This is a genomic window from Aneurinibacillus tyrosinisolvens (genome assembly GCF_001015055.1).
GTDB lineage: Bacteria > Bacillota > Bacilli > Aneurinibacillales > Aneurinibacillaceae > Aneurinibacillus_A > Aneurinibacillus_A tyrosinisolvens.
Map to the genome: position 1 here is coordinate 55035 of NZ_BBWZ01000010.1, position 24951 is coordinate 79985.

The following is a 24951-nucleotide window of genomic DNA, read 5'->3' on the forward strand; positions in this document are numbered from 1 at the left end:
AAATGAGTGAGGCTTACAAGCAGGCGGGTGTCGATATTGATGCCGGCAATGAAGCGGTCGAACGAATGAAAAAGCACGTGAAGCGTACCTTTCGCCCGGAAGTTCTGACGGGGCTTGGCGGTTTTGGTGCTCTGTTCGGCCTTAATATAGAGAAATATAAAAAACCCGTGCTTGTCTCCGGTACAGACGGGGTAGGCACCAAACTGAAGGTTGCATTTGGCGCGGACCGGCACGACACTATCGGAATCGATGCCGTAGCGATGTGTGTCAATGACATTGTTGTACAGGGCGCGGAGCCGCTCTTTTTCCTCGACTATCTTGCCTGCGGGAAGGTCGTTCCGGAACGCATTGAAGCGATCGTGAAGGGAATCGCTGACGGATGCGAACAGGCCGGCTGCGCGCTCATCGGGGGCGAAACAGCGAGATGCCCGGCATGTATGAGGAAGCGGAATATGATATTGCCGGCTTTAGCGTAGGCGTTGTTGATGCTGATCGGATTATTGACGGACGAAGCATCGCACCTGGAGACGCGATTATCGGTATGCGTTCAAGCGGCGTTCACAGCAACGGATTTTCCCTTGTCCGCAAAGTTTTGCTTGAACAAGCCGGACTGAAACTCGATGACGAAGTGGCTGAACTGGGTGGAACGCTCGGCAGTAATCTGCTTACGCCAACCCGCATTTATGTGAAATCCTGCCTGGCACTTATTGAGAAGATGGAAGTAAAAGGGTTTGTTCACGTAACCGGCGGCGGGTTCTATGACAACATTCCCCGGATCCTGCCGGAAGGGACGGCGGCCCAGATTGAATACGGTTCATGGCCGGTTCCTCCGATATTCACCCTCATTGAGGAGAAAGGCGCTATCTCTAAGAAAGATATGTTCCGGACGTTCAATATGGGGATCGGCATGATTGCCATTGTTAAAAACGAAAATGCAGTTAAAGCGATTCATGCACTGGAGGAAGCTGGAGAATCGGCGTTTCTGATCGGGCGGGTCACCTCCGGAAGCAAGGACGTACAGTTCGGCGGGGTGAGCTGGGAATGAAAATCGCCGTATTTGCTTCGGGGAGCGGATCCAACTTCGGTGCGATTATGCAGGCCATTGCAGAAGGCAGCCTGACCGGTGCTGAAGTTGTGCTGCTCGTGTGCGACAAACCGGAGGCTTACGTGCTGAAACGGGCCGCTGAATACAGTGTTCCAACATTTGCTTTTCGCGCAAATGAATATTCGTCCAAAGCGGCGGTTGAAGCGGAAATTGTTCATCGTTTGGAAGAAGCGGGAGCAGAGTTTATCGTTCTTGCGGGCTATATGCGGCTCATTGGAGATACTCTCCTTGCATCATACGGCGGCCGCATGATTAACCTGCACCCGTCGCTGCTGCCTTCCTTTGCCGGAAAAGATGCGGTCGGCCAGGCATTGCGGTACGGAGTGAAAGTTACCGGCATTACGGTCCATTTTGTAGACGAAGGAATGGATACAGGACCGATTATCGCCCAGCGTATGATTCCGGTATATCAGGATGATACGAAGGAAACACTGGTGGCGAGAGTCCAGGAAGAGGAACACCGATTGCTGCCCCAGGTAGTACAGCTTATTGTAAACGGGCAGGTTCGGCTGGACGGCAGAAAAGTTACCGTTGAATGGAGAAATCCTGAACATAGCAGAGGAGTGGAAAAAGCGTGAGCACAGTTAAAGTGAAGCGAGCGTTACTCAGCGTATCGGATAAAACAGGCGTGTTAGAATTTGCTAAAGAACTTGAAAAACTCGGCGTGGAAATCATTTCAACGGGCGGAACGGCAGCCTTGCTTAAAGAAGCGGGTGTGAATGTTATCGGAATTTCAGAAGTAACCGGCTTCCCGGAAATTCTCGATGGGCGTTTAAAAACGCTCGATCCGCACATTCACGGCGGGTTATTGGCCGTTCGCGATGATGAAAAGCATCGCCAGCAAATTGCGGAACATAATATCACACCGATTGATCTTGTTGTCGTTAATCTTTATCCGTTTAAAGAAACGATAAGCAAGCCGGATGTACCGTTTGCCGAGGCAATTGAAAATATCGACATCGGCGGGCCGACGATGCTTCGCTCGGCGGCTAAAAACCATGCGTATGTAACGGTCGTGGTAGATGCGGCGGATTATGATGTGGTGCTGGCTGAGCTTCGAGAAACAGGTTCCGTTGAGGCTGAGACCAAGCGCAAGCTGGCGGCCAAAGTATTCCGTCATACCGCAGCTTATGATGCGCTGATTTCCCAGTACCTTACTGCACAGGTAGGGGAAGAGCTGCCGGATACGTATACAGTAACGTATGAAAAAGTCCAGGACCTCCGCTATGGAGAGAATCCCCACCAGGCTGCTGCTTTCTACCGGGAGCCTCTGGCTGGGACCGGAAATATCGCGACGGCAAAACAGATCCATGGCAAAGAGCTTTCCTACAATAATATTAACGATGGGAACGCCGCGCTTAACATTGTAAAGGAATTTACACAGCCGGCCGTTGTAGCGGTGAAACATACGAATCCGTGCGGAGTAGGCACAGGAGCGACCATCCTTGAAGCATACCACAAGGCGTACGCGTCCGATCCGGTTTCGATTTTTGGCGGAATTATTGCTGCAAACCGTACGATTGACAAAGAAACAGCGCTGCTCCTGAAAGAGATATTCCTCGAAATCATTATGGCTCCTGGCTTCACGGAAGAGGCACTGGAAATCCTGCGTGAGAAGAAGAACTTACGGCTTCTGCAATTGGGCGATATAAGCAGAGGAGAAAAAGCGGACTGGAAGCTCGCTTCTGTCGAGGGAGGGCTGCTTGTCCAGCAAGAAGACGCCAAACAGGTAACGGAAGCGGATCTGGAGGTTGTAACGGATCGGAAACCGACAAAAGAAGAAATCGAGCAGCTGCTCTTTGCATGGAAGGTCGTCAAGCATGTGAAATCGAATGCGATCGTTCTTGCCAAAGACAGCATGACGGTCGGCATCGGCGCAGGGCAGATGAACCGGGTAGGCTCCGCACGCATTGCCATCGAGCAGGCAGGAGAGAAAGCGTTCCGAAGCGTAATGGCTTCTGATGCGTTCTTCCCGATGCCGGACACGCTGGAGGAAGCGGTAAAAGCGGGGGTTACAGCCGTGATTCAGCCGGGCGGCTCGATTCGTGACGAGGACTCAATCAAAGTGGCGAATGAACATGGCATTGCCATGGTTTTCACAGGTGTTCGCCACTTTAAACACTAAGGAGGACGGGGAATGAAAGTGCTTGTTGTTGGCAGCGGCGGACGGGAGCATGCTCTCGTGTGGAAGCTTGCTCAAAGTCCTAAAGTTTCTCAAGTTTTTTGCGCGCCGGGAAATGCGGGCATCGCTTCTCTAGCCACATGCGTTGCGATTGGCGTTAATGACTTCGCGTCGCTGGCTGAATTCGCACAGAAGGAACAGGTCGATTTAACGGTTATCGGTCCGGAAGACCCGTTGTTGGGCGGCATTGTTGATTATTTTGAAGAGCGCGGCCTTGCCGTATTTGGCCCGGCAAAAGAGGCGGCTCTCCTTGAAGGAAGCAAAACGTTTGCGAAAGATATCATGAAGAAATACGAAATCCCTACAGGCGCCTACCGCTCCTTTACGGCTCACAATGAGGCGCTTGCTTACGTTCGCGAGCAGGGTGCTCCCATTGTAATCAAGGCCGACGGGCTGGCCGCAGGCAAAGGCGTAACCGTTGCCCATGCGCTCTCAGAAGCAGAAGAGGCGCTGGCGGCCATGATGCTTGATGGGGTGTTTGCGGAAGCAGGCTCCACCGTTGTCGTGGAAGAATATCTGGCCGGTGAAGAAATGACGATCCTTTCCTTTGTTGACGGAGAAACGGTGATTCCTATGGTTCCTTCTCAGGATCATAAACCTGTCTATGATGGCGACAAAGGGCCGAATACAGGTGGGATGGGCACGTATTCCCCGGTGCCTCATATCGATGAATCCATTGTCCGGCAGGCGATTGATACGATTATCGTTCCGACCGCTAAGGCGATGGTTGCGGAGGGGCGCCCGTTTCGCGGCATTCTGTATACGGGTTTAATCATGACGCAGGAAGGACCGAAAGTCATTGAATACAATGCGCGTTTCGGCGATCCAGAAACCCAGGTTATCCTGCCGCGCCTTCAAAGCGACCTTGTTGACATTTTTCTTGCGGCTGTTGAGGGAAGGCTGGCGGGCTGTAAAGTTGAATGGAAAAACAATGCGGCGGTCTGTGTCATTATGGCAGCGGGAGGGTATCCTGGTCCCTATACAAAAGGAGAAGAAATCACCGGCTTGCCTGAGAATACAGAAGAACTCATTGTATTTCACGCCGGCACGGCGGAAACGAACGGCCGGATTGTTACGAATGGCGGACGCGTCCTTGGCGTAACGGCGCTCGGAAAAGATTTGTATGAAGCGCAGGACAAGGCATACGAAGCGGCCCGGTCCATTTCTTTTGAAGGGGCACACTACAGAAAAGATATCGGGAACAAAGCGCTTCGGCAGGCGGAGGACAGGGGAAGAGCATAAAATCCCCATCCTATGACTTATAGCGGCTGTTTTTCTTGCTATTGTAAGTCAGCCAAACATAAACAACAATGGCAAGTGAAGCGAGTACAGTAACAATCACATAAGTGTTATCGCTCAACATTTCCCAGGTGAAACGGTTCATATGTACACCTCTTTTTTAAACAAGCGGCATACTCAGCCATTGAGTATGCCGCTTGTTGTCTTTTTATTTCATGCTGCGGGGATAATCGGCAATCTGGTACGGTTTCTTATCCACATTCCCTCTCGTGTTGGTTCTCATCAAGGCAAGCATCGGGCAAAAACGGGTAATCCCCTCCGCTACTTTCATGGCGGATAAAATGGCAATAATAAAAGGCGACGTCTTGTATGGGTACCTTGCCATCCTGGCGGTACTCCAGGACAGGCCGATTAAGCCGAGCATAATACGAAGAAGGGCGTCAATTGTGCCTACATTTTTTTTCATTGGTTACCTCCCTGCAAAAGTACGGCATAATGAAGGGCCAGTTCGTAGTTAGGATGTGAAAAATAGAAGAGAATATACGCCTAATTTATTAGGGTTGATAAAGTAATAAACCCCTTATATTTACATCAAAATTATCCCTTCCACATATTTGATAATTCAAATAAAAAGATAAATAGTGTAAAGTTTGACATTTTTAAAAAGTTAATGTTTTTTAGCTAGACGGGCAGGTAGGAATCAGTTAAAATAGTTTTCAGAACAATTAATCTGTTTTAAACATTAGATCAATAGGGGGTCAGAAGATGAAGAGAAAACTGCCGGTATTTTTACTTGTTTTTCTTCTTGTAGCAGGAATGCTCGCTGGTTGCAGCGGAGCGAAAGAATCAGCCGGAACCGCAAATAGCGGAGGCGGAGCAGGCGGTGGCGGTGACACAATTAAAATTGGGGCTAACCTTGAACTGTCCGGGGGGACTGCATCCTTTGGATCATCCATCGCAAAAGGCCTTGACCTTGCGTTAGAGGAAATTAACAAAGAGGGAATTAACGGCAAGAAGCTGGAAGTTATAAAAGTGGACAACAAGTCTGACGCCGCAGAAGCGACAAGCGGTGCGATTAAATTAGTGAGCCAGGATAAAGTAGTGGCGATTCTCGGTTCGGCTACAAGTACAAACACACTGGCCCAGACCCAGATTGCGCAGGACAATAAAGTTATTTTATTAACGCCAACCGGAACCAACCCGAAAATTACAGTACAGGATGACGGCAAGACGGCAAAGGATTATGTATTCCGTGCATGCTTCATCGATCCTTTCCAGGGAACGGTAGCGGCTAACTTCGCCAGCACTACACTGAAAGTAAAGAATGCGGCTGTGTTCATCGACAGCTCCAGTGACTACGCAAAAGGCCTTGCGGATGCTTTTAAAGAATCATTCGGCAAGAACGGCGGAAAAATCGTGGGGGAAGAAGCGTATGTTGCCAAAGATACGGATTTCCGTGCGACCCTCACTCGTCTTAAAGCGAAAAATCCAGAATTTATTTTCGTGCCAGGCTATTATGAAGAAGTAGGCCTTATTGTAAAGCAGGCGCGTGAAATGGGAATTAAAGCTCCAATCATGGGCGGAGACGGCTGGGATTCTCCAAAACTTGTTGAAATCGCGGGTAAAGACGCGCTTAACAATACGTTCATCACAAACCACTATTCACCTGAAGATAAGAGCCCGAAAGTTCAAGATTTTGTAAAAGCCTTCCAGGCAAAAAACAATGCCAAACCTGATGCGTTTGCCGCTCTGGGCTATGACGCTGCTTACTTCCTGGCTGATGCGATCAAACGTGCTGGAAGTGCAGAGCCGGATAAGATTAAAGCCGCTCTTGAGCAAACGAAAGACCTTGAGCTTGTATCTGGAAAAGTAACATTAGATGCGAGCCACAACCCGATTAAATCGGCTGCCATCCTTGAATACAAAAATGGAGAGCAAACATATAACTCAACGGTAAATCCATAGAAAATAGTTAGACCAAATGAGTGGGGGGCTTGCCCCCCATTCATAATTTTATAGAGTACAGCAGCGCGTTATTGCGCGAAAGTATGACTCAAGAGGAGTGCGTGTTATGGAATTTGTACAGCAGCTTATCAATGGCATTTCGCTCGGAAGCATTTATGCCCTCATCGCCCTTGGTTATACGATGGTATACGGGATTATTAAACTAATTAACTTCGCGCACGGTGACGTGTTTATGGTAGGGGCGTTTGTAGGGTTTTACGCCATTACCGGCCTTGGGCTCGGATTTGTGCCGGCATTATTAATCGCCATGGTTGTTTGCGCTATTTTCGGCATGTTAATCGAGCGGATCGCTTATAAGCCGCTCCGAAACGCAACAAGAATCGCAGCATTAATAACCGCTATCGGTGTTTCCCTCCTCATTGAGTACGGGACGATTTATATTCGTGGTCCGCAGCCGGAAGCGTATCCGGGTGATGCGGTACCGACAAAAACATTTGAGATTTTTGGAGCAACGGTAAACAGCCAATCCCTGCTTATTCTTGGTGTATCCCTCGGCTTAATGATTTTGCTTCAATTTATTGTTCACCGCACAAAAATCGGAAAAGCGATGAGAGCGGTGTCGTTTGACGCAGAAGCAGCCCGCCTGATGGGAATTAACGTAGATAATACAATCTCTGCCACGTTTGCTATCGGTTCTGCTCTTGCAGGAGCGGCAGGCGTTATTTTCGGGATTTACTATATTAAGATTGAACCTTTAATGGGCATCATTCCAGGGCTTAAAGCCTTCGTTGCCGCTGTTCTCGGAGGCATCGGCATTATCCCGGGTGCGATGGTCGGCGGACTGGTGCTTGGCGTAGTAGAATCCCTGGTAAGCGCAGTAGGATATTCACTCTGGAGAGACGGAGTTGCTTTCGTCGTACTGATTCTTATCCTTATCTTCAAACCGTCGGGTCTCTTCGGTAAAAATATCAGGGAGAAAGTGTAGGTGGGACAAGTGAAACGCATGCAATCCAAAGGATTTTGGTTTTCCATTGTCCTTGCGCTTATCGGTTACGGAATTATTGAGTTTCTTATTTCTTCTTCCGCATTGAATCCGTTTTATGTTAATACTCTTTTCTTTATGGGAATAAACATTATTTTGGCTGTTAGTTTGCACCTTATTATTGGAATTACAGGCCAGTTTTCGATTGGGCATGCCGGTTTCCTGGCGGTGGGCGCGTATGCGTCGGCTATTTTCACAATGAAGCTTCACCTTCCTTTCGGAGTTGGGCTGCTGGCCGGTGGGATCGCTGCAGCGGCTGCCGGGCTTATCATCGGAATCCCAAGCTTGCGCTTAAAAGGGGACTACCTTGCGATTGCGACACTCGGATTCGGGGAAATTGTCCGGATTGTTTTCCTGAATTTCCAGTACGTTGGAGGAGCCAGCGGGATGCAGGTATCCCACCTGGCAACCTGGTCCTGGGTGTTTTTTAGTCTGCTTGCAACGATTATCGTTATCACGAATTTCACCAACTCAACGCACGGCCGGGCTTGTATTTCTATCCGCGAAAATGAAATTGCCTCCGATGCAATGGGAATTAACACAACCTACTACAAGGTTATTGCTTTTGCAATCGGTTCTTTCTTCGCCGGTATTGCCGGCGGACTGTATGCACATAACTTCTATATTATCCAGCCGACGAATTTCGGCTTTCTTAAATCATTTGATATCCTGATTTTTGTTGTATTGGGCGGGCTTGGCAGCATGTCCGGCGCAGTCATTGCCGCGATTCTATTAACGATTATTTCTACGTTCCTCCAGGATTATCCGGAAACACGGATGATTTTCTACAGTCTCGTGCTGATTGTTACGATGCTGTACCGTCCACAGGGCTTAATGGGAACAAAGGAAATTACGCAGCTGTTTACAAAACGTTCCCGTACGGAAGGAGGTAAGTCTGATGGCAAACACACCGCTGCTTAAGGTTGACAAGGTCGGAATACAATTCGGCGGGCTAAAGGCTGTCTCCGACGTGAACGTTGAATTGCACGAGGGCGAGCTTATCGGATTAATCGGGCCGAACGGTGCCGGTAAAACAACGTTCTTTAACCTGCTGACAGGTGTTTATGTACCTACAGAAGGAGAAATTAGCTTTAATGGGGCTAAACTGAACGGATTGCCGCCATACCAGATTACCCGCAGAGGAATCAGCCGGACATTCCAGAACATCCGGTTGTTCAGTGAACTTTCTGTGCTTGATAATGTAAAAGTAGCCTACCATTCTTTATCCAAGCATACGATTTTCAGTTCTATCTTCCGCCTGCCGGGGCATTTTGCAGGAGAGAGGGAAATGGAAGAAAAAGCACTTCAATTCCTAAAAATCTTTAACCTGGATCAGGCGAAGGATGAGCAGGCGAAAAATCTTCCTTACGGGCAGCAGCGCCGCCTCGAAATTGCCCGCGCGCTGGCCGCGGGGCCGAAGCTGCTGTTGCTTGATGAGCCGGCGGCAGGGATGAACCCGCAGGAAACACATCAACTGATGGAGCTTATTGCTTTTATCCGCAAAGAGTTCAATTTAACGATTTTATTAATTGAGCATGACATGCCGCTCGTCATGGGCGTATGCGAACGTATCTACGTTCTGGACCACGGCCAGTTAATTGCTCATGGTTCACCATCGGAGATTCGCAACAATCCGAAGGTAATTGAAGCTTATCTCGGCGAGGAGGTCTCCTAATGTTAAAAGTAGAAGGAATCGATGTTTACTATGGAAATATCCAGGCATTGCGAGGCGTGTCGCTTGAGGTAAACGAAGGAGAGATTGTGACCCTTATCGGCGCGAACGGAGCGGGAAAGAGCACACTGCTTAAAGCAATTTCGGGGCTTTTGAAACCGAAAGCAGGAACCATCTCGTACCTTGGGCAATCAATCGGCGGCAAAGCCGCCCAGGTCATCGTTAAAGGCGGAATCTCGCACGTGCCGGAAGGACGGCGCGTGTTTGCAAATATGACGGTAGAAGAAAATCTGGAGCTGGGCGCGTTTCTGCGTAAAGATGCGGACGGCATTAAAAAAGATTTTCAGCGGGTGTATGACTTGTTCCCTCGTTTAAATGAGCGCCGCAAGCAATTGTCCGGCACGCTCTCCGGCGGGGAACAGCAAATGCTCGCCATGGGAAGAGCCCTGATGGCCCGGCCGAAGCTTTTATTGCTGGATGAGCCATCAATGGGACTGGCCCCTCTGCTCGTTAAAACGATTTTTAATATTATTAAAGAAATTAACGAGAGCGGCACAACGGTTTTGCTCGTTGAGCAGAATGCCCATATGGCCCTCTCTATCGCAAGCCGTGCCTACGTAATTGAAACAGGCCGCGTTGTTCTGTCAGGTACTGCTGAAGAGCTTAACGCCAGCGACCAGATTAAGATGGCGTATCTCGGCGGGCACTAAGGCCGAAACACGGTATAACAAAACTTCAAATCATCCCCACTTTCCCGGTCTTTTTCTGGAAAGTGGGGATTTTTTCCGTACAGGCTAATAAAATAGAGTATGAGGTTTCCCATTATATTGCCGATACAAATGGGGAAGGCTAATTTTTGGCAGAACAGAAAAGAGGTACATAAATGAAATATAAACGGATAACGACCGCTTTGCTCACGCTGGCAGTAACACTCACTGCGGCATGCAGCCACCAAACGGCTGCGCTAAACGGGGGAGCGAACCCGCCACAGACACAGCCAGTACCGGCTGCACCGGCCGATGCACCGAGCCCTGTATTCACCGCTCCACTGACCGGGCTTCCCATAAAGGAAGAGAGTAAAAAACGGGTAGTGCTCGTCATGGTTAATAATCATTCCAAAGCCCGGCCGCAATCCGGGCTCGATAAAGCCGACATCGTCTACGAGCTTCTCGAAGAAGGCCTGATTACACGATTTATGGCATTCTACCAGAGCCAGTCCCCTGAAGTCGTCGGACCGGTGCGCAGCATCCGGCCTTACAATGTAGACATCAGTGAAGGATTTGATTCCATCATCTCCCACGCCGGCGGAAGCGTAACCGCGCTGAGCATGCTGCGGGCAGGAAGCTACGCCGACATGGACGAAATCTACTCCTACAGCAAAGCATACTGGCGGGTGAAAACGCGCAAGGCCCCGCACAACTTGTATACAAGCATTGACAAACTGCGCAAAGGGGCAGAGGAAAAAGGGTACGCGGCGGAAGGGACAATCCCTTCCTTTCACTTCATGAAGGAGTCAGATCAGGTGCAGGGAGAGCCCGGAACAAGCATCCATGTTACGTATTCAAAGCGGAATACGGCGGGCTACGAATATGATGAAGTATCCAAGCAATATAAGCGTTTTACAGCGGAGAAGCCTCACATGGATAAAGAAACGGGCAAGCAGTTAACCGCCACCAACGTTCTTGTCATTGGTGCACGCCATCGCACCATTGACCGTGAAGGGCGCCTGGAAATCGACAGCAATGGACCGGGAGACGGCTACCTCTTCCAGCACGGAAAAGCAATACGAATTAGGTGGGAACGAAAAGACGGCGCCATTCGGGCTTATCGCAACGGAACGGAGATGCTGTTATATCCGGGAACAACCTGGATCAATGTCGTCCCTACAGCGCCGTCCCTTGCCAGCCATGTGAGCTTCCGCTAGAAGTTTTCCGGCAAAAGAAAACGTTTTCCTTGTCAAAGTTCCTTTTATTGCATATTATAAAAATAGCAAACACTTTAGTTCTTAAAAATTTTAAAGTAATGCTGAGATAAAGTATAATGTGCACGGGACGGAGGAATAGGTTCATGCAATTAGATAAAATCAAAGGGAAAGAACTGGAGCAGTTGTTTGAAGCCGTTCTGAAATTGAATACGATGGAAGAGTGCTATCTGTTCTTTGATGATTTATGCACGGTAAATGAAATGAAGTCGATGGCGCAGCGCCTGGAAGTAGCACGAATGCTGCGTGAAAAACAAACATACAGCCAGATTGAAGAAGAAACGGGCGCGAGCACCGCAACGATATCGCGGGTAAAGCGCTGCCTGAATTACGGAAACGGCGGCTACACCATGGCGCTTGATCGGGTGGGCGAACCGGAAAAAGCATAGGAATCAAGGAAGGTGTGAATCTCACTGCCGGTGGGGTTCACACCTTTCTTTTTGGAGAACGAAAATATTCTGTATAATGTAGGCAGATGCAAATAGAGGAGGATATTTACCTTGGAAATGGAAAAATGGCGGCACGTATTTAAATTAGATCCAGATAAGGAGATAGGTGAGGAGGCGCTCGAAGGATTGTGTGAATCGAGGACGGACGCCATCATTGTCGGAGGGACAACGAACGTTACCTTCGACAATACGATTGATTTGCTGGCCCGCATCAGGCGCCACGCCGTTCCTTGTGCGCTTGAAGTATCCAATGTCGATGCGATTGTTCCCGGCTTTGATGTTTATTTCATTCCTCTTGTTCTCAACGCGCAAAACCCGGAATGGATTCTGAATGCGCACGTGAAAGGATTGGAAGAACATGGGCCGTTTATTAACTGGAAAGATGTTTACGTAGAAGGGTATGTTGTCTGCAACGAGAACTCGTCAGTGGCCCGGCTTACGGAAAGCCGGGCTGACCTCGATGAAGACAAAATAAAAGCGTACGCCCGCCTTGCGGATCAAATGCTGAAGCTGCCGATTTTTTATATTGAATACAGCGGTATATACGGAGATGTGAGGAAGGTGCAGGCTGCTCACAAGGTCATACATAACAGTAGAATTTTTTACGGCGGCGGCATCAGCGGACCGGAGCAGGCGGCGGAAATGGCGGAATGGGCTGATACGATTATTGTCGGCAACATTGTATATGAAGATATTGAGCAGGCGCTTGCTACTGTATCAGCAGTAAAAAAATAGAAAAAAACTTTCTTGTAGCTGAAACAAATTCTCCTAAATTTAAGTATATAAAGAGAGGGATTCCAATTACAAAGAGAGGTCAGGTTCACCTATGAGAAAAATAATGGCGGTTCTGCTATTTACCGCATGCCTGTTTTTGCTGCGGGCAGCGCCTGGAATGGCGGCAGGAGAGATCGGAATCAAGGTAAGCCCCGGGCTAAACGGAGAATATAAAACATCCAGTTGGACGCCTGTCCGGGTTACAGTAACGAATAACGGAGAAGATGTTGAAGGGAAAATCGCGCTTGAAATCATAGGCAGTGATCAGTTCTCCGGAACGTATTATCAGCCTGTCAGCATTGCTAGAGGAGCGGAGAAGCAGGTGACGCTGCTTGTGCCGGGGCAGGGACTGCACGCCAACCTTCAGGTGAAGTTTATGAAAGAAAACACAGAGCTGGCAAAGGCGAAGCTTGGAGGCACGGGCATCTCACCGGAAACGCTGTTTGTCGGTATGCTGGCTGCCGATCCGGATACAGGGAACTTCCTGGCGGCTCTGCCTAAAAATAAGTTCTCCGCCCCCGTGCGGATTGTCGATTTAAAAGCCGAAGACATCCCTGCGTTTGCAGCTCCCTTGAAGGGGCTCGATGTTCTCGTGCTTAATAATTTTCCGCTTGACCGGTTAACTAAGCAGCAGGTGCAAGCGGTTAAAGAGTGGACGGAATCAGGCGGGCTGCTCATTCTCGGCGGCGGGGCGCAGTTTACGAAAACCGCGGGGGAACTTGCCTCTCTATCTCCCGTACAGGTGAATGGAACGGCACAGGTAAACCGCCTGGCGAGCCTGGAGAAAGCTGCAAATAAACCGCTGCAGCTGCAGCAGCCGTTCACGGTCAGCAGCGGCACTTTAAAGCAGGGGAATGTACTGTTCTCCGAAAACGGCCTGCCTATTTTTGCGATGGGAAAGGCCAGATCAGGCGAGGTGCTGTACGCAGCGTATGATTTAGTCGAAGAGCCGGTTGCCAGCTGGTCCGGAAACAGCGAGCTGTGGGGAAACCTGCTGTACAAGGCGGTGGGAACCCGGTTAATGAAAGGCGATATGGGATTGATGAACGGCAGCTATCAACTGGGAAGCGCATCAGAGCGGATTCCTTCCCTTCAACTGCCCGATACATCGTCCCTTGTGCTCGTTTTCGGAGGATACATACTTATCGTTGGACCGATTCTATATTTCGTGCTTAAACGAAGAGATAAGCGGGAGTGGAATTGGGTTGCCGTTCCTGTGCTTGCGTTTCTTACGGCATTTGCCGTCTATGAATACGGTGCGGCAAAGCGCGGAGACCGCGTAATGGTGCATAACGTAGCGTACCTGGATGTACAGGGTTCCGGACAGGCGGAATTAAACGGTGCTTCGGCCCTTTTCGTTCCAAGCGGCGGAGATTATACACTTACATTTAAGGATCGAAGTCTCGCGTTGCCTTTGCAAACGGATCCATTCCCCATGAATGCAGAACGAGTAAAAAATACGCAAATCTCTATGAATGCGGACCGTGCGGACGTCCAGTTTAAAAATGTAGAATTCTGGTCGCTTCGAAAAGCAACTGTGCAGAAAAAGGTAGATGACGCTGGCCGATTTGCTTCCGATCTCATGTATAAAGACGGGCAGCTCATCGGTACGGTTACAAATAAAACAAAATATGCACTGAAAGATGTACGCATTATGCAAGGCCGGCACGTACAGGACTTGCCTGATTTAGCTGCGGGAGCTTCTGCACAGGTTCACCTGAAGATGGATGCGGCGATCCAGCCAAATAATAATGGAGGCATCTACCCGATTCGCCAGCTGATGCCTGCCCGCCTCAGGAATACCAATATGGGAACGCCGGGCTCATCCCGGGAAGAAATGATGCTTCAAATGATGAATGATATGGCTACACAGCCCGGACCGGGGCCTGCCATGTGGTCCACTCCTGTTACCGTCATCGGATGGACGGGAGAGACCGTCATCACAAATGAAATTGCGGACCACACGTTCGATGCGTTCAACCTAACGCTCGTAAGGGGAACAGTCGATGTGAAGCCTTCGAAAGACGGGTATATGTACTTCCCGGCCGGGACGTTTGAGCCGGAAATGACAGAAAGTTCGGTGCAGGCTGATTTTACAGGCGACGGGTACTTCATGCCTGCAGGCGACATCACATTCGAGTTTCCGCTTGAAAAACCGGGCATGAAGTTTAACGTGAGCAGCATCCAGTTGTATACGTGGTCAAATGACGGAACGCGCGCCGATAAACAGGTATACAACTGGAAAACGAATGCGTACGAACCGTATGAAAAGGTGTTCACCGGAAGTAAACTGACAGGCGATAAGGTAAACGCATATCTTTCTCCTGATAAGCGCCTGCGGGTAAAACTGTCCCACTCGTTCCAGGGGGGCAACCGGCACATCGGGCAGCCGGCGATTAGTGTAGAAGGCAAGGTGGTGAAGTAAATGATCGGAATTCAAGATTTAAGCAAGAGCTATGGGAAGATGCACGCGTTAAAAAACCTTACCCTTGAAATCGAGAAAGGGACAGTGTTCGGATTTGTCGGACCCAACGGCGCCGGGAAATCGACGACCATGTCTATTCTGGCTACACTGCTGGCCCCAACGAGCGGCACGGCCTACGTGGGCGGATACGAAGTAACCAAACATCCGAAGGAAGTGCGCAGGCTCATTGGATATATGCCCGACTTTTTTGGCGTGTACGATAATTTAACGGCGTATGAGTACCTCGATTTCTACGGAGCAAGCTACGGAATCGCACAGGCGGAGCGCCAGCAAATTATTCCCCAGCTGCTTGAGCTTGTAAACCTAACGCAGAAAAGAGACGCCTATGTGGATTCGCTTTCGCGCGGGATGAAGCAGCGCTTAGGGCTTGCGCGCTGCCTTGTACACGATCCGGAGGTGCTCCTTCTCGATGAGCCGGCATCCGGCCTGGACCCACGTGCCCGCATTGAGCTGCGTGAAATACTAAAGGAGCTTCGGAATATGGGGAAGACTATTCTGATTAGCTCGCATATTCTTCCCGAACTGGCGGAGATGTGTGATGTAATCGGGATTATCGAGGCAGGAGAGTTGATTGCATTCGGTAACGTGGATGAAATTCATGCGAGGATGCAGGGGCAGAAGCTGCTTAAAATCCGCCTGCTGGGGCGCCTGGAGGAAGCCGAGGACAGCTTAAAAGAGCACCCGCTCGTGACGACGGTGTCCCGCCAGCAGCAGACGCTGTTCGCTGGCTTCACCGGAGCGGACGAAGAACAGGCTGCTCTTCTTGCACAGCTTATCCAGGCGGGCTATCCGCTCGCATCGTTCGGTGAAACGGAAGGAAACCTGGAAGAAATCTTCCTTGAGGTCACGAAGGGGGTTGGAACATGATACAGCGTATGGCAAATCCGGTATTATCCAAAGAACTCCGCCTGCGCATGCGCTCGAAGCGGACGCCCTGGGCCATTGTGTTTTATCTTGCCGCCCTGGGCGGAATTGCCTTCACCTTTATTTTTATGGAGACACAGGGGCGGGGCTACTACAGTCCTTCCAGCGCCCGTACGATTTTTATTATGCTGTGCATTCTGCAGTTCGCGCTTGTCGCTTTCGTGACACCGGGGCTTACGGCGGGCGTCATCAGCGGAGAGCGGGAGCGGCAGACATTAAACATCCTGCTGACGACGAACCTTTCGCCGGCCAAAATCATTTTCGGCAAATGGCTCTCTTCCCTTAGCTTTATGATTTTGCTTGTCCTTTCCTCCATTCCGCTCTACAGCATTGTTTTTCTGTTTGGCGGGATTTCCCCGGGCCAGCTGGTGCAGGTGTTTGGTGTTTACATCGTTACGATGCTTGCGATTGGAGCGGTGGGGGTGCTCGTTTCGACACTCATTAAGCGCACGGGAGTGGCCACGGTCGTCACCTATGCGATTATTTTCGGCTATACGGCCGGAATTACCGTTCTCATTATCGCGATCCAGCAAATGCTTATGCGTACACCCAATCAAGGATATGGCCCGCCGAAGCAGCTTCCTGTATGGGATCAGCTTCTCGTCAGTTTCCATCCGGCAGTCGGGCTCTTTTCCATTTTCGGTGAGGATGCCTTCTTTGGTCCGGTTATCACTCAATTGTGGAAGCTTCCGATCAGTCCATACTGGGTGTTTATGATATTCTATATAGTCATTGCCATTGTATGTATTTCACTGGCCATTTACTTCGTTAGGCCTGTAAGGCGCAGGTTGTTTAAAAAGTAGAGGAGGATTTGCATGGAGGAGAGGCAAGGAAACCGTTTGCTGGAATTGCTGCAGCCGATACGCAGGCAGCTGCTGTACCGGAAAATGTACAGCCACATCGGGCGTTTTTCTTTTTATGCGGTATGCACAGGGATGGTGCTTTTGCTCATCTCCTACTTCCTTCCGTTTCCTTCTGTGAGGGAAGCAGCCGTGCTGCTTGTCAGCGTTTCTACCATATCCGGCTTTGTTCTCGCCTGGCTTTGGGGGCCGGATAACCGTCAGGCCGCAGCCGTTGCCGACCGGAACGGTTTACAGGAAAGAGTAACGACCGCGCTTGACAATGTTGGCGCGGTCTCTCCTTTTTCCGCTGCGCAACGGGAAGATGCGGTCAAGCGGCTGCAAAAGGCGCTTCCATCCATTCTCAAAGCAATAAACGTATGGCCTTTCTCCAGGAAAGAAGTATACATTGGCGGCTTTCTCTTCACTTTCTGGTTCGTACTGCTTCTCAGCCCGAATTCCATGGACAGCATCCTGCGGCAGAAGGCACTGGAGCGAAAGGCGGTTTCCACTGTTGAGAAGAAAGTGGAAGAGACGGCGAAGAAAATCCAGGAGAATAACCGCCTGGCTGATCAGCAGAAGAAAGAAGCGGCAAAAGTGCTCGATGATTTAAAAAAGGATTTGAAAGAGTCCCGGACGATGACAGATAAACTAAATGCGCTGGAAACAGCCGGGAAAAGGCTGGATAAGCTTCAGGAAAAAGCAAATCAGAAGCAAAGCGCGCTGGCTGACATGAACAAAAAGCTGGCCGAAAATAAAATGATGAAGGAAGCGGCCGCTGCTCTTGAGAAGAAAGACAAAGAAGCGCTGCTTCGCGCCATGGAGCAGGTAAGAAACCAACTGGCTTCCCTCCCGCAAAAAGAAAGAGAAGAGATGGCAAGGCTAATGGAGGAAGTGGCCAGGAAGTGGCAGGAATCGGCTGGCAAAGCCGGTGAGCCGCAGGCGGGACAGCTTGCCGAAAATTTAAGAAAAGCCGCGGAAAATATTCGCAGCGGGAACCTGCCGCAATCTTATGAGGATATGAGAGAAGCGATGCTGCAGGCGCTGCAGGAAAGCGGGCAGGCGGAACAGATGAACCGGCAGCTGGCGCAGGCGATGGCTTCCCTGCAGCAATCGCAAATGACGCTGGCCGCAGGCGGAGCAGGACAGCCGGGGAGCGCGGCATCTCCTGGCAGCAGTACGGGTGGAACAGCGGGGACAGGCGCACCCGGGCAGTCCGGAGACAGTAGTGCACCGCCCAATTCCAGCCAAAGCGGTCAGGGAGCAGGTGGACAGGGGACCGGAGCCGGCTCAGGTAACGGTTCCGGCTCGGGCAGCGGCTCCGGTTCAGGCACTGGGACCGGCGGCACAGGCAGTGGAACAGGCACGGGTGGTTCAGCCGGCGGCCAGGGCAACGGAGCAGGAACGGGAGCGGGAACGCATGAGATGGTAAACATTCCATCCGAACGCCTAAACGGCCCGGGTCCTGAAGGTACGGTCGGCGGGCCGCTCGGGCAGGGACCGGCTGAATCGAGACAAAGCGGTAAAAGCCAGGTCTCTCCCGGTGTCTCGCGGCCTTACGAAGAGGTGTATCAGCAGTATGAGAAGTTTGCGCGGGAAAGCATGGATCGAAACGAGATTCCCGCAGACTACGAGAAAATCGTAAAAGACTATTTCAGCAATATTGAACCGTAAGGAAAACCGGAATGAAAATGAGAATAGAGGTGTGGCCATGCCATCTGTAAGCGGTGAAAACCGATTGATAGAATACCGGAATCACATAGACAAGGTTCGAAATGAAATTGCCAAAGTTATGATCGGACAGCGTGACGTCATCGACCAAATGCTGTGGGCGGTTTTCGCCGGAGGGCACGCGCTGCTTGAAGGCGTGCCGGGCCTTGGGAAAACGCTGCTCGTCCGCACGCTGGCGGAGGCTTTTGAACTGTCGTTTCGCAGAATTCAATTTACGCCGGATTTAATGCCTGCGGACATCCTCGGAACGAACATATTGCAGGTGGACGAAGAAGGGAGGCAGCACTTCTCCTTCCAGCAGGGCCCAATTTTTGCCCATGTGGTGCTCGCCGATGAGATTAACCGGGCCACACCGAAAACACAGAGCGCCATGCTTGAAGCGATGCAGGAGCACACCGTATCGGTTGGCGGCGTAACCCGCCCGCTGCCCGAGCCTTTCTTTGTGCTGGCCACCCAGAACCCGCTTGAGAATGAAGGGACGTATCCGCTGCCAGAAGCGCAGCTCGACCGCTTCATGATTAAAATCGACGTTCCCTTCCCCACAGAATCGGAATTACAGCAAATTGTAAGCCGCACTACGTCCGCTCCTTCCAACAATGTAGAAAAAGTAGCAGACGGATCCGTCATTCAGGAAATTCAGCGGGCGGCCCGCGACATCCTCATCGCCGACCGGGTGATTGAATATGCGGTAAAGCTGCTGCTCGCCACCCATCCTGGAGACAATGCGGCAGAATCTGTCCGGAAATACGTGCGCGCGGGGGCGGGGCCGCGCGGCGTGCAGGCCATGGTGACGCTGGCCAAGGTGCGTGCCCTGTGTGACGGCCGTTACAATGTTGCGTTCGAAGATATTACAGCCGTTATCCTGCCCGCGCTCCGCCACCGTATTTTCCTTAACTTCGAGGGAGAAGCGAACGGCATTCGCACCGATGAGATTATCCGTGATATTCTGCAGGCAGCGGGGAATGAAAAATGAGTACGGAACAGCCACTGCTTGAACCGGATTTTTTGCGAAGGCTGGAAAGAATGTGTGTCGCAGGTAAGCAGGCGATGCGGGGCACGCAGGCGGGGAAACGGCGTTCCCGGAACCTCGGCAGTTCGATCGAGTTCGCCGATTACCGCTCCTACACACCCGGGGACGACCTGAGGCAGCTGGACTGGAACGCCTACGCCCGGCTCGGAAAACTATTCTTAAAAACGTACCTTGATGAACAGGAAGTACATGTTTCATTTTACATTGACTGCAGCAAGTCCATGGCTTTCGGATCGCCTTCGAAGTTTCACCGGGCAGTGCAGCTTGTGGCAGCGCTCGGCTATTTATCCTTGCACCATTTTGATAGAATCTCCGTCTATGCATTTGATAGCGGGATTCGGGCGGCGCTGCCCTCATTGCTCGGAAAGGGGAAAACACACCGGCTCTTTCCATTTCTCGCTTCGCTCAAACCGGAGGGGACGGGAAATCTGAACGAAGCGCTCTTCGGCGGGCGTGCCGTGCACGGGAAACCCGGGATTTCGCTCATTTTTTCTGACTTCCTCTATGAGAATGGCTATGAAAAAGGCGTGAATTATATTCAGGCAGCGCGGCAGGAGGTCTCTCTCGTCCATCTTCTCGCTGAGGAGGAACGTACACCGGCCATGCAGGGGGATCTGCGCCTGGTGGACAGCGAGACACAGAGCAAAACAGAGGTCGCCGTGTCGCAGGCCCTTCTGCATACATACGAGCGATCGCTGCGTGAATTCAGGCAGGGAATGGCCGATTATGCGCACAGGCGGGGCTTAACGTACATCGATGTTCGTCCCGAAGCAAGCATTGAAGAAATCATCTTTCAAGTATTTCAGCAGGCAGGGCTCGTCCGCTAGAAGGGAGGAAAACAATGCAGTGGCTTGCGCTTTATAATCTTGGATTTTTACTTATGATTCCCGCCATTCTTGCTCTCTATCTTCTGAAGCGGAAATACGAGGAACAGGAAATATCGAGCACCTTCCTCTGGCAGCGCCTGCTTCGCGACCGCGAGGCGAATCGGCCCTGGCAGAAGCTGAAGCGGAATTTGCTTCTCCTCCTGCAGCTGGCTGCGGCAGCTCTGCTTATCCTCGCCCTTCTGAAGCCGGCAGTGCCCATAGAAGGCGCTTCGGCGGCACACACGATTCTTGTCGTTGACTCCTCGGGAAGCATGCTTGCAAAGGAAGGGGAGGGCACAAGGTTCCAACTGGCACAGAAGGAAGCGGAGACGGTCATTGAACACCTCAGCGGAAAACAAACCGTGACTCTGCTGGAGGCGGGCATTCAGCCGAGAGTTGTCCTTACCAGAAGTTCGGATACAAAGGCGCTTCGCGGAGCGCTTGCCTCCATTTACGCCCGGCCAGGGACAGCCGACTACCATGCTGCGTTTTCACTTGCGAAAGCGATTGCACTTTCAGATCGGGGCAGCGAAATCATCTGGCTGGGGGACGGAGCACAGGAAGGCCTGCTTGCCTCGTCTGATCATTTGCCGGCAGGAAGTTTCCGCCACATTCAAATCGGCAGCAGTAGAGAGAATACAGCCATTGCCGTCTTTGCGGCGCAAAGAAGGGAGAAGGCGGTGGAAGCGCTGCTCCGCATTGATAATTACGGAACACGCAAGCAAAAAGGAAGCGTCATCGTGTACGGGGCAGATAACCGTATGCTTGACGTGTCCGGTTTTGAAGTGGACGGGAACAGCAGCCGTTCCGTTACCTTTTCTAACCTGCCTCAGCGCCCGGCTTATCATGCCGTACTAAAAATCGACGGGGACGCGCTGGCGGAGGATAACGAGCGGTGGAGCGTTCCTTTCTCACAGGAAAAAGCAAAAGTGATGCTTGTCTCACCGCAAGGGAACCGCTTTGTAAGCCAGGCCTTATCGCTCGATCCGCGGGTGGAGGTAGAGAAGGCGGAGCGCATGCCGGATGGGAAAAAAGAGCCTGTTAACGTCTGGGTGTTAGACAGGTATGTTCCGGAGCGGCTGCCGGAAGGGGATGTTCTACTGCTTGCTCCCGGTAAGAGCACCGACTGGCTTCCGTATAAGACGGAAGGGGAGATAACGAAAGCGATCGAAGTAAAAAAGCAGGACCACCCCCTCCTAAAGCATGTCGATTGGAAGAACGTACATATTGCAAGCGCTGCTTCCTTCGGTGAAATGAATGGCATCGAACCCCTTGTTGTCTCCGGTGGGAAAACGCTCGTTGCCGCAGGAAACATTGGCGCTAGCAGAGTTGTCATTCTCGGATTTGACATCCATGCGTCTGATTTTGCGCTCCGTCCCGCATTTCCGATCTTCATCCAGAATGCGCTGTCCTGGCTGTCGCCTGCACAGGCCACTTCTGCAGGAGCCGCCTACCCCGGTGAAACGATGACGCTCTCCTTTGCGCCGGGTGCGGAAAGCCGGACGATGATTAGGCCGGATGGAACGAGGGAAGAACTGCAGACCCGGGGGACCGCTTTGCTTTACCGTATCCCTGAGCAGACAGGCTTGTACCAGCTGGAGGAAGTGGAAGGGGGCCGGAAGACGGTCCGCTTTTTTACGGCGGAAATGAGAGAAGAAGAATCCCGGATTACGCCGCGGGCCATTCAGGTGGCTGCGGTACAGCCGGATAGTAAAGAAGAACAATCCGGTGACGGTGAGAAGAAAACGCCCGGAAAAGGAGGGGGAGGACAGATGGAACTGACCTTCTGGCTTGCGGCCCTTGCGCTTCTCGTCGCTTTCATGGAATGGGTGGTGTATCAGCGTGGCTATTAGTTTCCAACAGCCTCTTTTCCTTTTTCTATTCATACCCGCGGTCGCACTCATTCTGTGGTGGTGGAGAAGCCGGCATAAGGCAGGCGCAGGCGGCAGCAAGCGGCACTGGATTGCGGGAATCCGCCTGCTTTTTTTCAGCTGTCTCATTCTTTCCCTTTCAGGCATTCTGCTTTTGTTTCCTGTACGGGGAGAAACGGTTGTATTTGTCGTGGACCGTTCGGCATCGATGAATGATGACGGGCGAATCGTGCCGTTTCTGCGGGATGCCGTCCAGGCGAAGAAACCGGAGGACAGCTTCGGGATTGTTTCCGTCGGCGGCGAGGCGGGGGTTGAGCAGCCGGTGAAGGACAGCAGGCAGCTGACCACTCTCGGTGTCCCGGTGAACCCGCATGCGACGAATCTCGCGGAAGGTATCCGCCTGGCAACCGGCATGATTCCAAGCCAGGCGAGAGGACGGATTGTTGTGCTGACTGACGGGCTGGAAACGCGCGGGGATGCGGCGGCAGAAGCTCGCCTCGCCAAAGAGCGGGGCATTGTCACCGATGCGGTGTATCTTCCCCAGCGTGCGGGCGATGAAGTGATGATTACTTCCCTCCAGCTCCCCGACCGGCTCTTTATTGGAGAAGCGTTTCAGGGGAAAGTTACGGTAAACAGCACGACCGCAACCAGAGGAATGCTTCGTTTCTATGAAGGAAACCGGGAAGCGGGCCAGCAGTCTGTTGCAATCGAAAAAGGAGAAAATCGTTTCGTTTTCGACGGCAAAGCGGCTGCAGAAGGATTCCATCGGTACCGGGCGGAGTTAACGGCGGATAAAGATACGATCCGGGTAAACAACGAGGCGTACGCGTTCACGCGGGTGAGCGGATCGCCGAAGATATTGATTGTGCAGGGACATGATGGAGCGGCGGATAACCTCGTTCATGCTTTGCAGGCGGGCGGGCTGAACGTCGAATTGAAAAACCCGGCGATGCTTCCGAGGGAATTGAATGATTACAAAGGATACGCCAGCCTCGTTTTTGCTCATGTCCAGGCCACGCAGATAAGCGACATTGATATGGGGCGAATTCGGACGGCGGTTCGCGATCTCGGGATGGGCTTTGTCATGACAGGCGGGCCGGACAGCTTCGGGATGGGCGGGTGGTTTAAGACGCCGATTGAGGAAGCGCTGCCGGTTGAGATGGATTTGAAGGGAAAAGAAGAGCTTCCTTCGCTCGGGCTTACGCTTGTAATCGATAAGTCAGGAAGCATGGCGTCCGGCATGGGCGGTCCGAACAAAATGGAGCTTGCCAAAGAAGCGGCCAACCGCGCAACGGAAATGCTGAACAGCAAGGACCAGGTAAGCGTGGTCGCCTTCGACAGTACGCCGTGGACGGTCGTTGAACCGACGCCGGTCACGAAGCTTTCGGACATTCAGGAAAAAATCGGCAGCATCTATGCAGACGGCGGAACCGAAATTTTCTCCGCCCTCGAGGTCGCCTACGAGAAAGCCCAGGAGATGAAAACGCAGCGCAAGCACGTGATTTTACTGACCGACGGCCAATCAAGCCAGCAGAGCGATTACGAAAGCCTGCTTGAAGAGATGAAGCAAAAGAACATTACCGTTTCAACAGTGGCCGTCGGAGGGGATGCGGACACAGCCCTTCTGGAGCAAATCGCACAGTTTGGAAAAGGCCGCTACTACCAAAGCAATGATGCGAGCAGCATCCCGAAAATATTTAGTAAAGAGACCGCGCTGTCGACGCGGACATTTATCGTGGAAAAACCACACGTTCCTAAACACCCGGCAGCGCATGACTGGTCCGTGCTTAATCAGCCGATCCCGCTGCTGCATACGTACATCGCAACGACTCCGAAGCAGACGGCGGAGCTTGCGCTTGTCAGCGCTGACTCGGATCCGGTTCTGGCCAGGTGGCAGTATGGGCTCGGGCGAACGGTGGCCTGGACGAGTGACCTGGAAGGGAAGTGGGCGCCGGGTTGGGCGGCATGGAATATGAGCAGCCGCCTGTGGAGCGACATTATAAGCTGGACGTTTCCGCAGATTTCCCATGCGGGATGGGAAACGGAAACCGGGGTGGATGGCACGCGGGCGACGGTAAAAGTGCAGCTTCCGCCGAACAGCCCGCTGCCGCAGAGCATGGAGGCGGTCATCCTGGACAATGAGCTGAAAAGGCAGGTTATCCGGCTGCAGCCGACAGCCCCCGGAAAGCTGCAGGGGGAGTTTGCCGCCGACAGGCCCGGCACGTATATGCTGCAAATCGTGCAGAAAGAGGGAGATAAAATCACCGCCAGCCAGACAGAGGGATTGACCCTTTCGTATTCCCCGGAGTACGGAATCAGGTCGGGCGGGGAGCAGAAGGCAGCCGCGATGGTGAAGGCGGGAGGCGGCAAGCTTCTGGAAAAACCGAAAGCGTCTTTCGCGGGGGATTTGCCCGGCAAGTGGGATAGGCAGGACATCAGCGATTTGCTTTTGATGGTGGCGGCGCTCCTCTGGCCGCTCGATATCGCACTGCGCAGAGTGCAAGTTCCCGCTTCCTGGATTCAGCGAATGAAAGCAAAGCTGCCCTTCTCCGCGAGAGAACAGGCACCTTCCTCGGAGAGGGCAGCCGCGCTCGGTACACTGGCGGCAAAAAAAGAGCAATACAAAGAAAAAGCGCCTGCCCCCCAGACACGGCCGGCACCGGTAAAACTGAGAGAGCCGCTGATAGCGAAGCAGAAAAAAGCGGCAAACAGCGGGGATAATCCCGCGGCACGCGGTGCTACGTTCAATCGTTTGCTTGAAGCGAAGAAAAACCATCGAAAAGAAGAATAGATGTT

The 24951-nt window shown here is 51.9% G+C and carries 21 protein-coding genes and 1 pseudogene; 20 read left to right on the plus strand and 2 right to left on the minus strand.

The features are described from left to right. The first annotated feature begins 2 nt into the window (after nucleotides 1-2). The 4 genes and pseudogenes from purM (at nucleotide 3) to purD (ending at nucleotide 4529) form a co-directional block, all read left to right on the plus strand. Nucleotides 3-1045: pseudogene (purM, locus tag MBEAL2_RS11505) on the plus strand (phosphoribosylformylglycinamidine cyclo-ligase). After that, on the plus strand, nucleotides 1042-1683 hold the full coding sequence (gene purN / locus MBEAL2_RS11510) for a phosphoribosylglycinamide formyltransferase (RefSeq protein WP_047152450.1): 642 nt from the start codon (nucleotides 1042-1044) through the stop codon (nucleotides 1681-1683). Before purM ends, purN begins: the two are co-directional and overlap by 4 nt. Then, complete coding sequence (gene purH, locus MBEAL2_RS11515; RefSeq protein ID WP_047152451.1) at nucleotides 1680-3230, plus strand: bifunctional phosphoribosylaminoimidazolecarboxamide formyltransferase/IMP cyclohydrolase; 1551 nt, start codon at nucleotides 1680-1682, stop codon at nucleotides 3228-3230. Before purN ends, purH begins: the two co-directional genes overlap by 4 nt. A gap of 12 nt (nucleotides 3231-3242) precedes the next feature. After that, a complete protein-coding gene (gene purD, locus MBEAL2_RS11520) occupies nucleotides 3243-4529 on the plus strand; it encodes a phosphoribosylamine--glycine ligase (protein WP_047152452.1) in 1287 nt (428 codons plus the stop codon). A 10-nt stretch (nucleotides 4530-4539) separates the two neighbouring features. On the opposite strand, the gene MBEAL2_RS33600 is transcribed toward purD, so the two are convergent. Both MBEAL2_RS33600 and MBEAL2_RS11525 read right to left on the minus strand, forming a co-directional pair. Continuing rightward, nucleotides 4540-4671: an EYxxD motif small membrane protein gene (locus MBEAL2_RS33600; protein WP_269082468.1), complete on the minus strand. Its 132-nt coding sequence runs from the start codon at nucleotides 4669-4671 to the stop codon at nucleotides 4540-4542. Nucleotides 4672-4734: 63 nt separating this feature from the next. Next, a complete protein-coding gene (locus tag MBEAL2_RS11525) occupies nucleotides 4735-4992 on the minus strand; it encodes a YgaP family membrane protein (RefSeq protein ID WP_047152453.1) in 258 nt (85 codons plus the stop codon). A 299-nt stretch (nucleotides 4993-5291) separates the two neighbouring features. Here MBEAL2_RS11525 and MBEAL2_RS11530 point away from each other — a divergent pair, with 299 nt between their 5' ends. From MBEAL2_RS11530 to MBEAL2_RS11605, 16 genes are all read left to right on the plus strand, one after another. Then, nucleotides 5292-6491, plus strand: coding sequence for an ABC transporter substrate-binding protein (locus tag MBEAL2_RS11530; protein WP_047152454.1), 1200 nt, complete (start codon nucleotides 5292-5294; stop codon nucleotides 6489-6491). 106 nt (nucleotides 6492-6597) lie between these two features. Beyond that, nucleotides 6598-7476: a branched-chain amino acid ABC transporter permease gene (locus tag MBEAL2_RS11535; RefSeq protein ID WP_047152455.1), complete on the plus strand. Its 879-nt coding sequence runs from the start codon at nucleotides 6598-6600 to the stop codon at nucleotides 7474-7476. A gap of 18 nt (nucleotides 7477-7494) precedes the next feature. Further along, the gene (locus tag MBEAL2_RS11540) at nucleotides 7495-8454 is read left to right on the plus strand and encodes a branched-chain amino acid ABC transporter permease (protein WP_047152535.1); all 960 of its coding nucleotides are present in this window, start codon (nucleotides 7495-7497) and stop codon (nucleotides 8452-8454) included. Continuing rightward, nucleotides 8432-9208: an ABC transporter ATP-binding protein gene (locus MBEAL2_RS11545; RefSeq protein WP_173427711.1), complete on the plus strand. Its 777-nt coding sequence runs from the start codon at nucleotides 8432-8434 to the stop codon at nucleotides 9206-9208. The genes MBEAL2_RS11540 and MBEAL2_RS11545 overlap by 23 nt, the downstream gene beginning before the upstream one ends. After that, the gene (locus MBEAL2_RS11550) at nucleotides 9208-9915 is read left to right on the plus strand and encodes an ABC transporter ATP-binding protein (protein ID WP_047152457.1); all 708 of its coding nucleotides are present in this window, start codon (nucleotides 9208-9210) and stop codon (nucleotides 9913-9915) included. Before MBEAL2_RS11545 ends, MBEAL2_RS11550 begins: the two co-directional genes overlap by 1 nt. Before the next feature lie 173 nt (nucleotides 9916-10088). Beyond that, a complete protein-coding gene (locus tag MBEAL2_RS11555; protein WP_047152458.1) occupies nucleotides 10089-11129 on the plus strand; it encodes a DUF3048 domain-containing protein in 1041 nt (346 codons plus the stop codon). 143 nt (nucleotides 11130-11272) lie between these two features. Further along, entirely contained in the window at nucleotides 11273-11575 is a 303-nt protein-coding gene (locus MBEAL2_RS11560; RefSeq protein ID WP_047152459.1) for a YerC/YecD family TrpR-related protein, read from the plus strand. Nucleotides 11576-11692: 117 nt separating this feature from the next. Further along, nucleotides 11693-12370, plus strand: a complete 678-nt coding sequence (gene pcrB / locus MBEAL2_RS11565; RefSeq protein ID WP_047152536.1) for a heptaprenylglyceryl phosphate synthase — start codon at nucleotides 11693-11695, stop codon at nucleotides 12368-12370. 91 nt (nucleotides 12371-12461) lie between these two features. Further along, entirely contained in the window at nucleotides 12462-14834 is a 2373-nt protein-coding gene (locus MBEAL2_RS11570; RefSeq protein ID WP_047152460.1) for a DUF8815 domain-containing protein, read from the plus strand. Then, on the plus strand, nucleotides 14835-15761 hold the full coding sequence (locus tag MBEAL2_RS11575) for an ABC transporter ATP-binding protein (protein WP_047152461.1): 927 nt from the start codon (nucleotides 14835-14837) through the stop codon (nucleotides 15759-15761). Further along, nucleotides 15758-16621, plus strand: coding sequence for an ABC transporter permease (locus MBEAL2_RS11580; protein ID WP_047152462.1), 864 nt, complete (start codon nucleotides 15758-15760; stop codon nucleotides 16619-16621). The genes MBEAL2_RS11575 and MBEAL2_RS11580 overlap by 4 nt, the downstream gene beginning before the upstream one ends. Before the next feature lie 12 nt (nucleotides 16622-16633). Next, nucleotides 16634-18331, plus strand: coding sequence for a DUF8809 domain-containing protein (locus MBEAL2_RS11585; RefSeq protein ID WP_047152463.1), 1698 nt, complete (start codon nucleotides 16634-16636; stop codon nucleotides 18329-18331). Nucleotides 18332-18368: 37 nt separating this feature from the next. After that, entirely contained in the window at nucleotides 18369-19361 is a 993-nt protein-coding gene (locus MBEAL2_RS11590) for an AAA family ATPase (RefSeq protein WP_047152464.1), read from the plus strand. Then, nucleotides 19358-20245: a DUF58 domain-containing protein gene (locus MBEAL2_RS11595; RefSeq protein ID WP_047152465.1), complete on the plus strand. Its 888-nt coding sequence runs from the start codon at nucleotides 19358-19360 to the stop codon at nucleotides 20243-20245. Before MBEAL2_RS11590 ends, MBEAL2_RS11595 begins: the two co-directional genes overlap by 4 nt. Nucleotides 20246-20259: 14 nt before the next feature. Further along, a complete protein-coding gene (locus MBEAL2_RS11600; protein WP_047152466.1) occupies nucleotides 20260-22137 on the plus strand; it encodes a vWA domain-containing protein in 1878 nt (625 codons plus the stop codon). Further along, complete coding sequence (locus tag MBEAL2_RS11605; protein WP_047152467.1) at nucleotides 22127-24946, plus strand: VWA domain-containing protein; 2820 nt, start codon at nucleotides 22127-22129, stop codon at nucleotides 24944-24946. The genes MBEAL2_RS11600 and MBEAL2_RS11605 overlap by 11 nt, the downstream gene beginning before the upstream one ends. The last annotated feature ends 5 nt before the right edge of the window (nucleotides 24947-24951 follow it).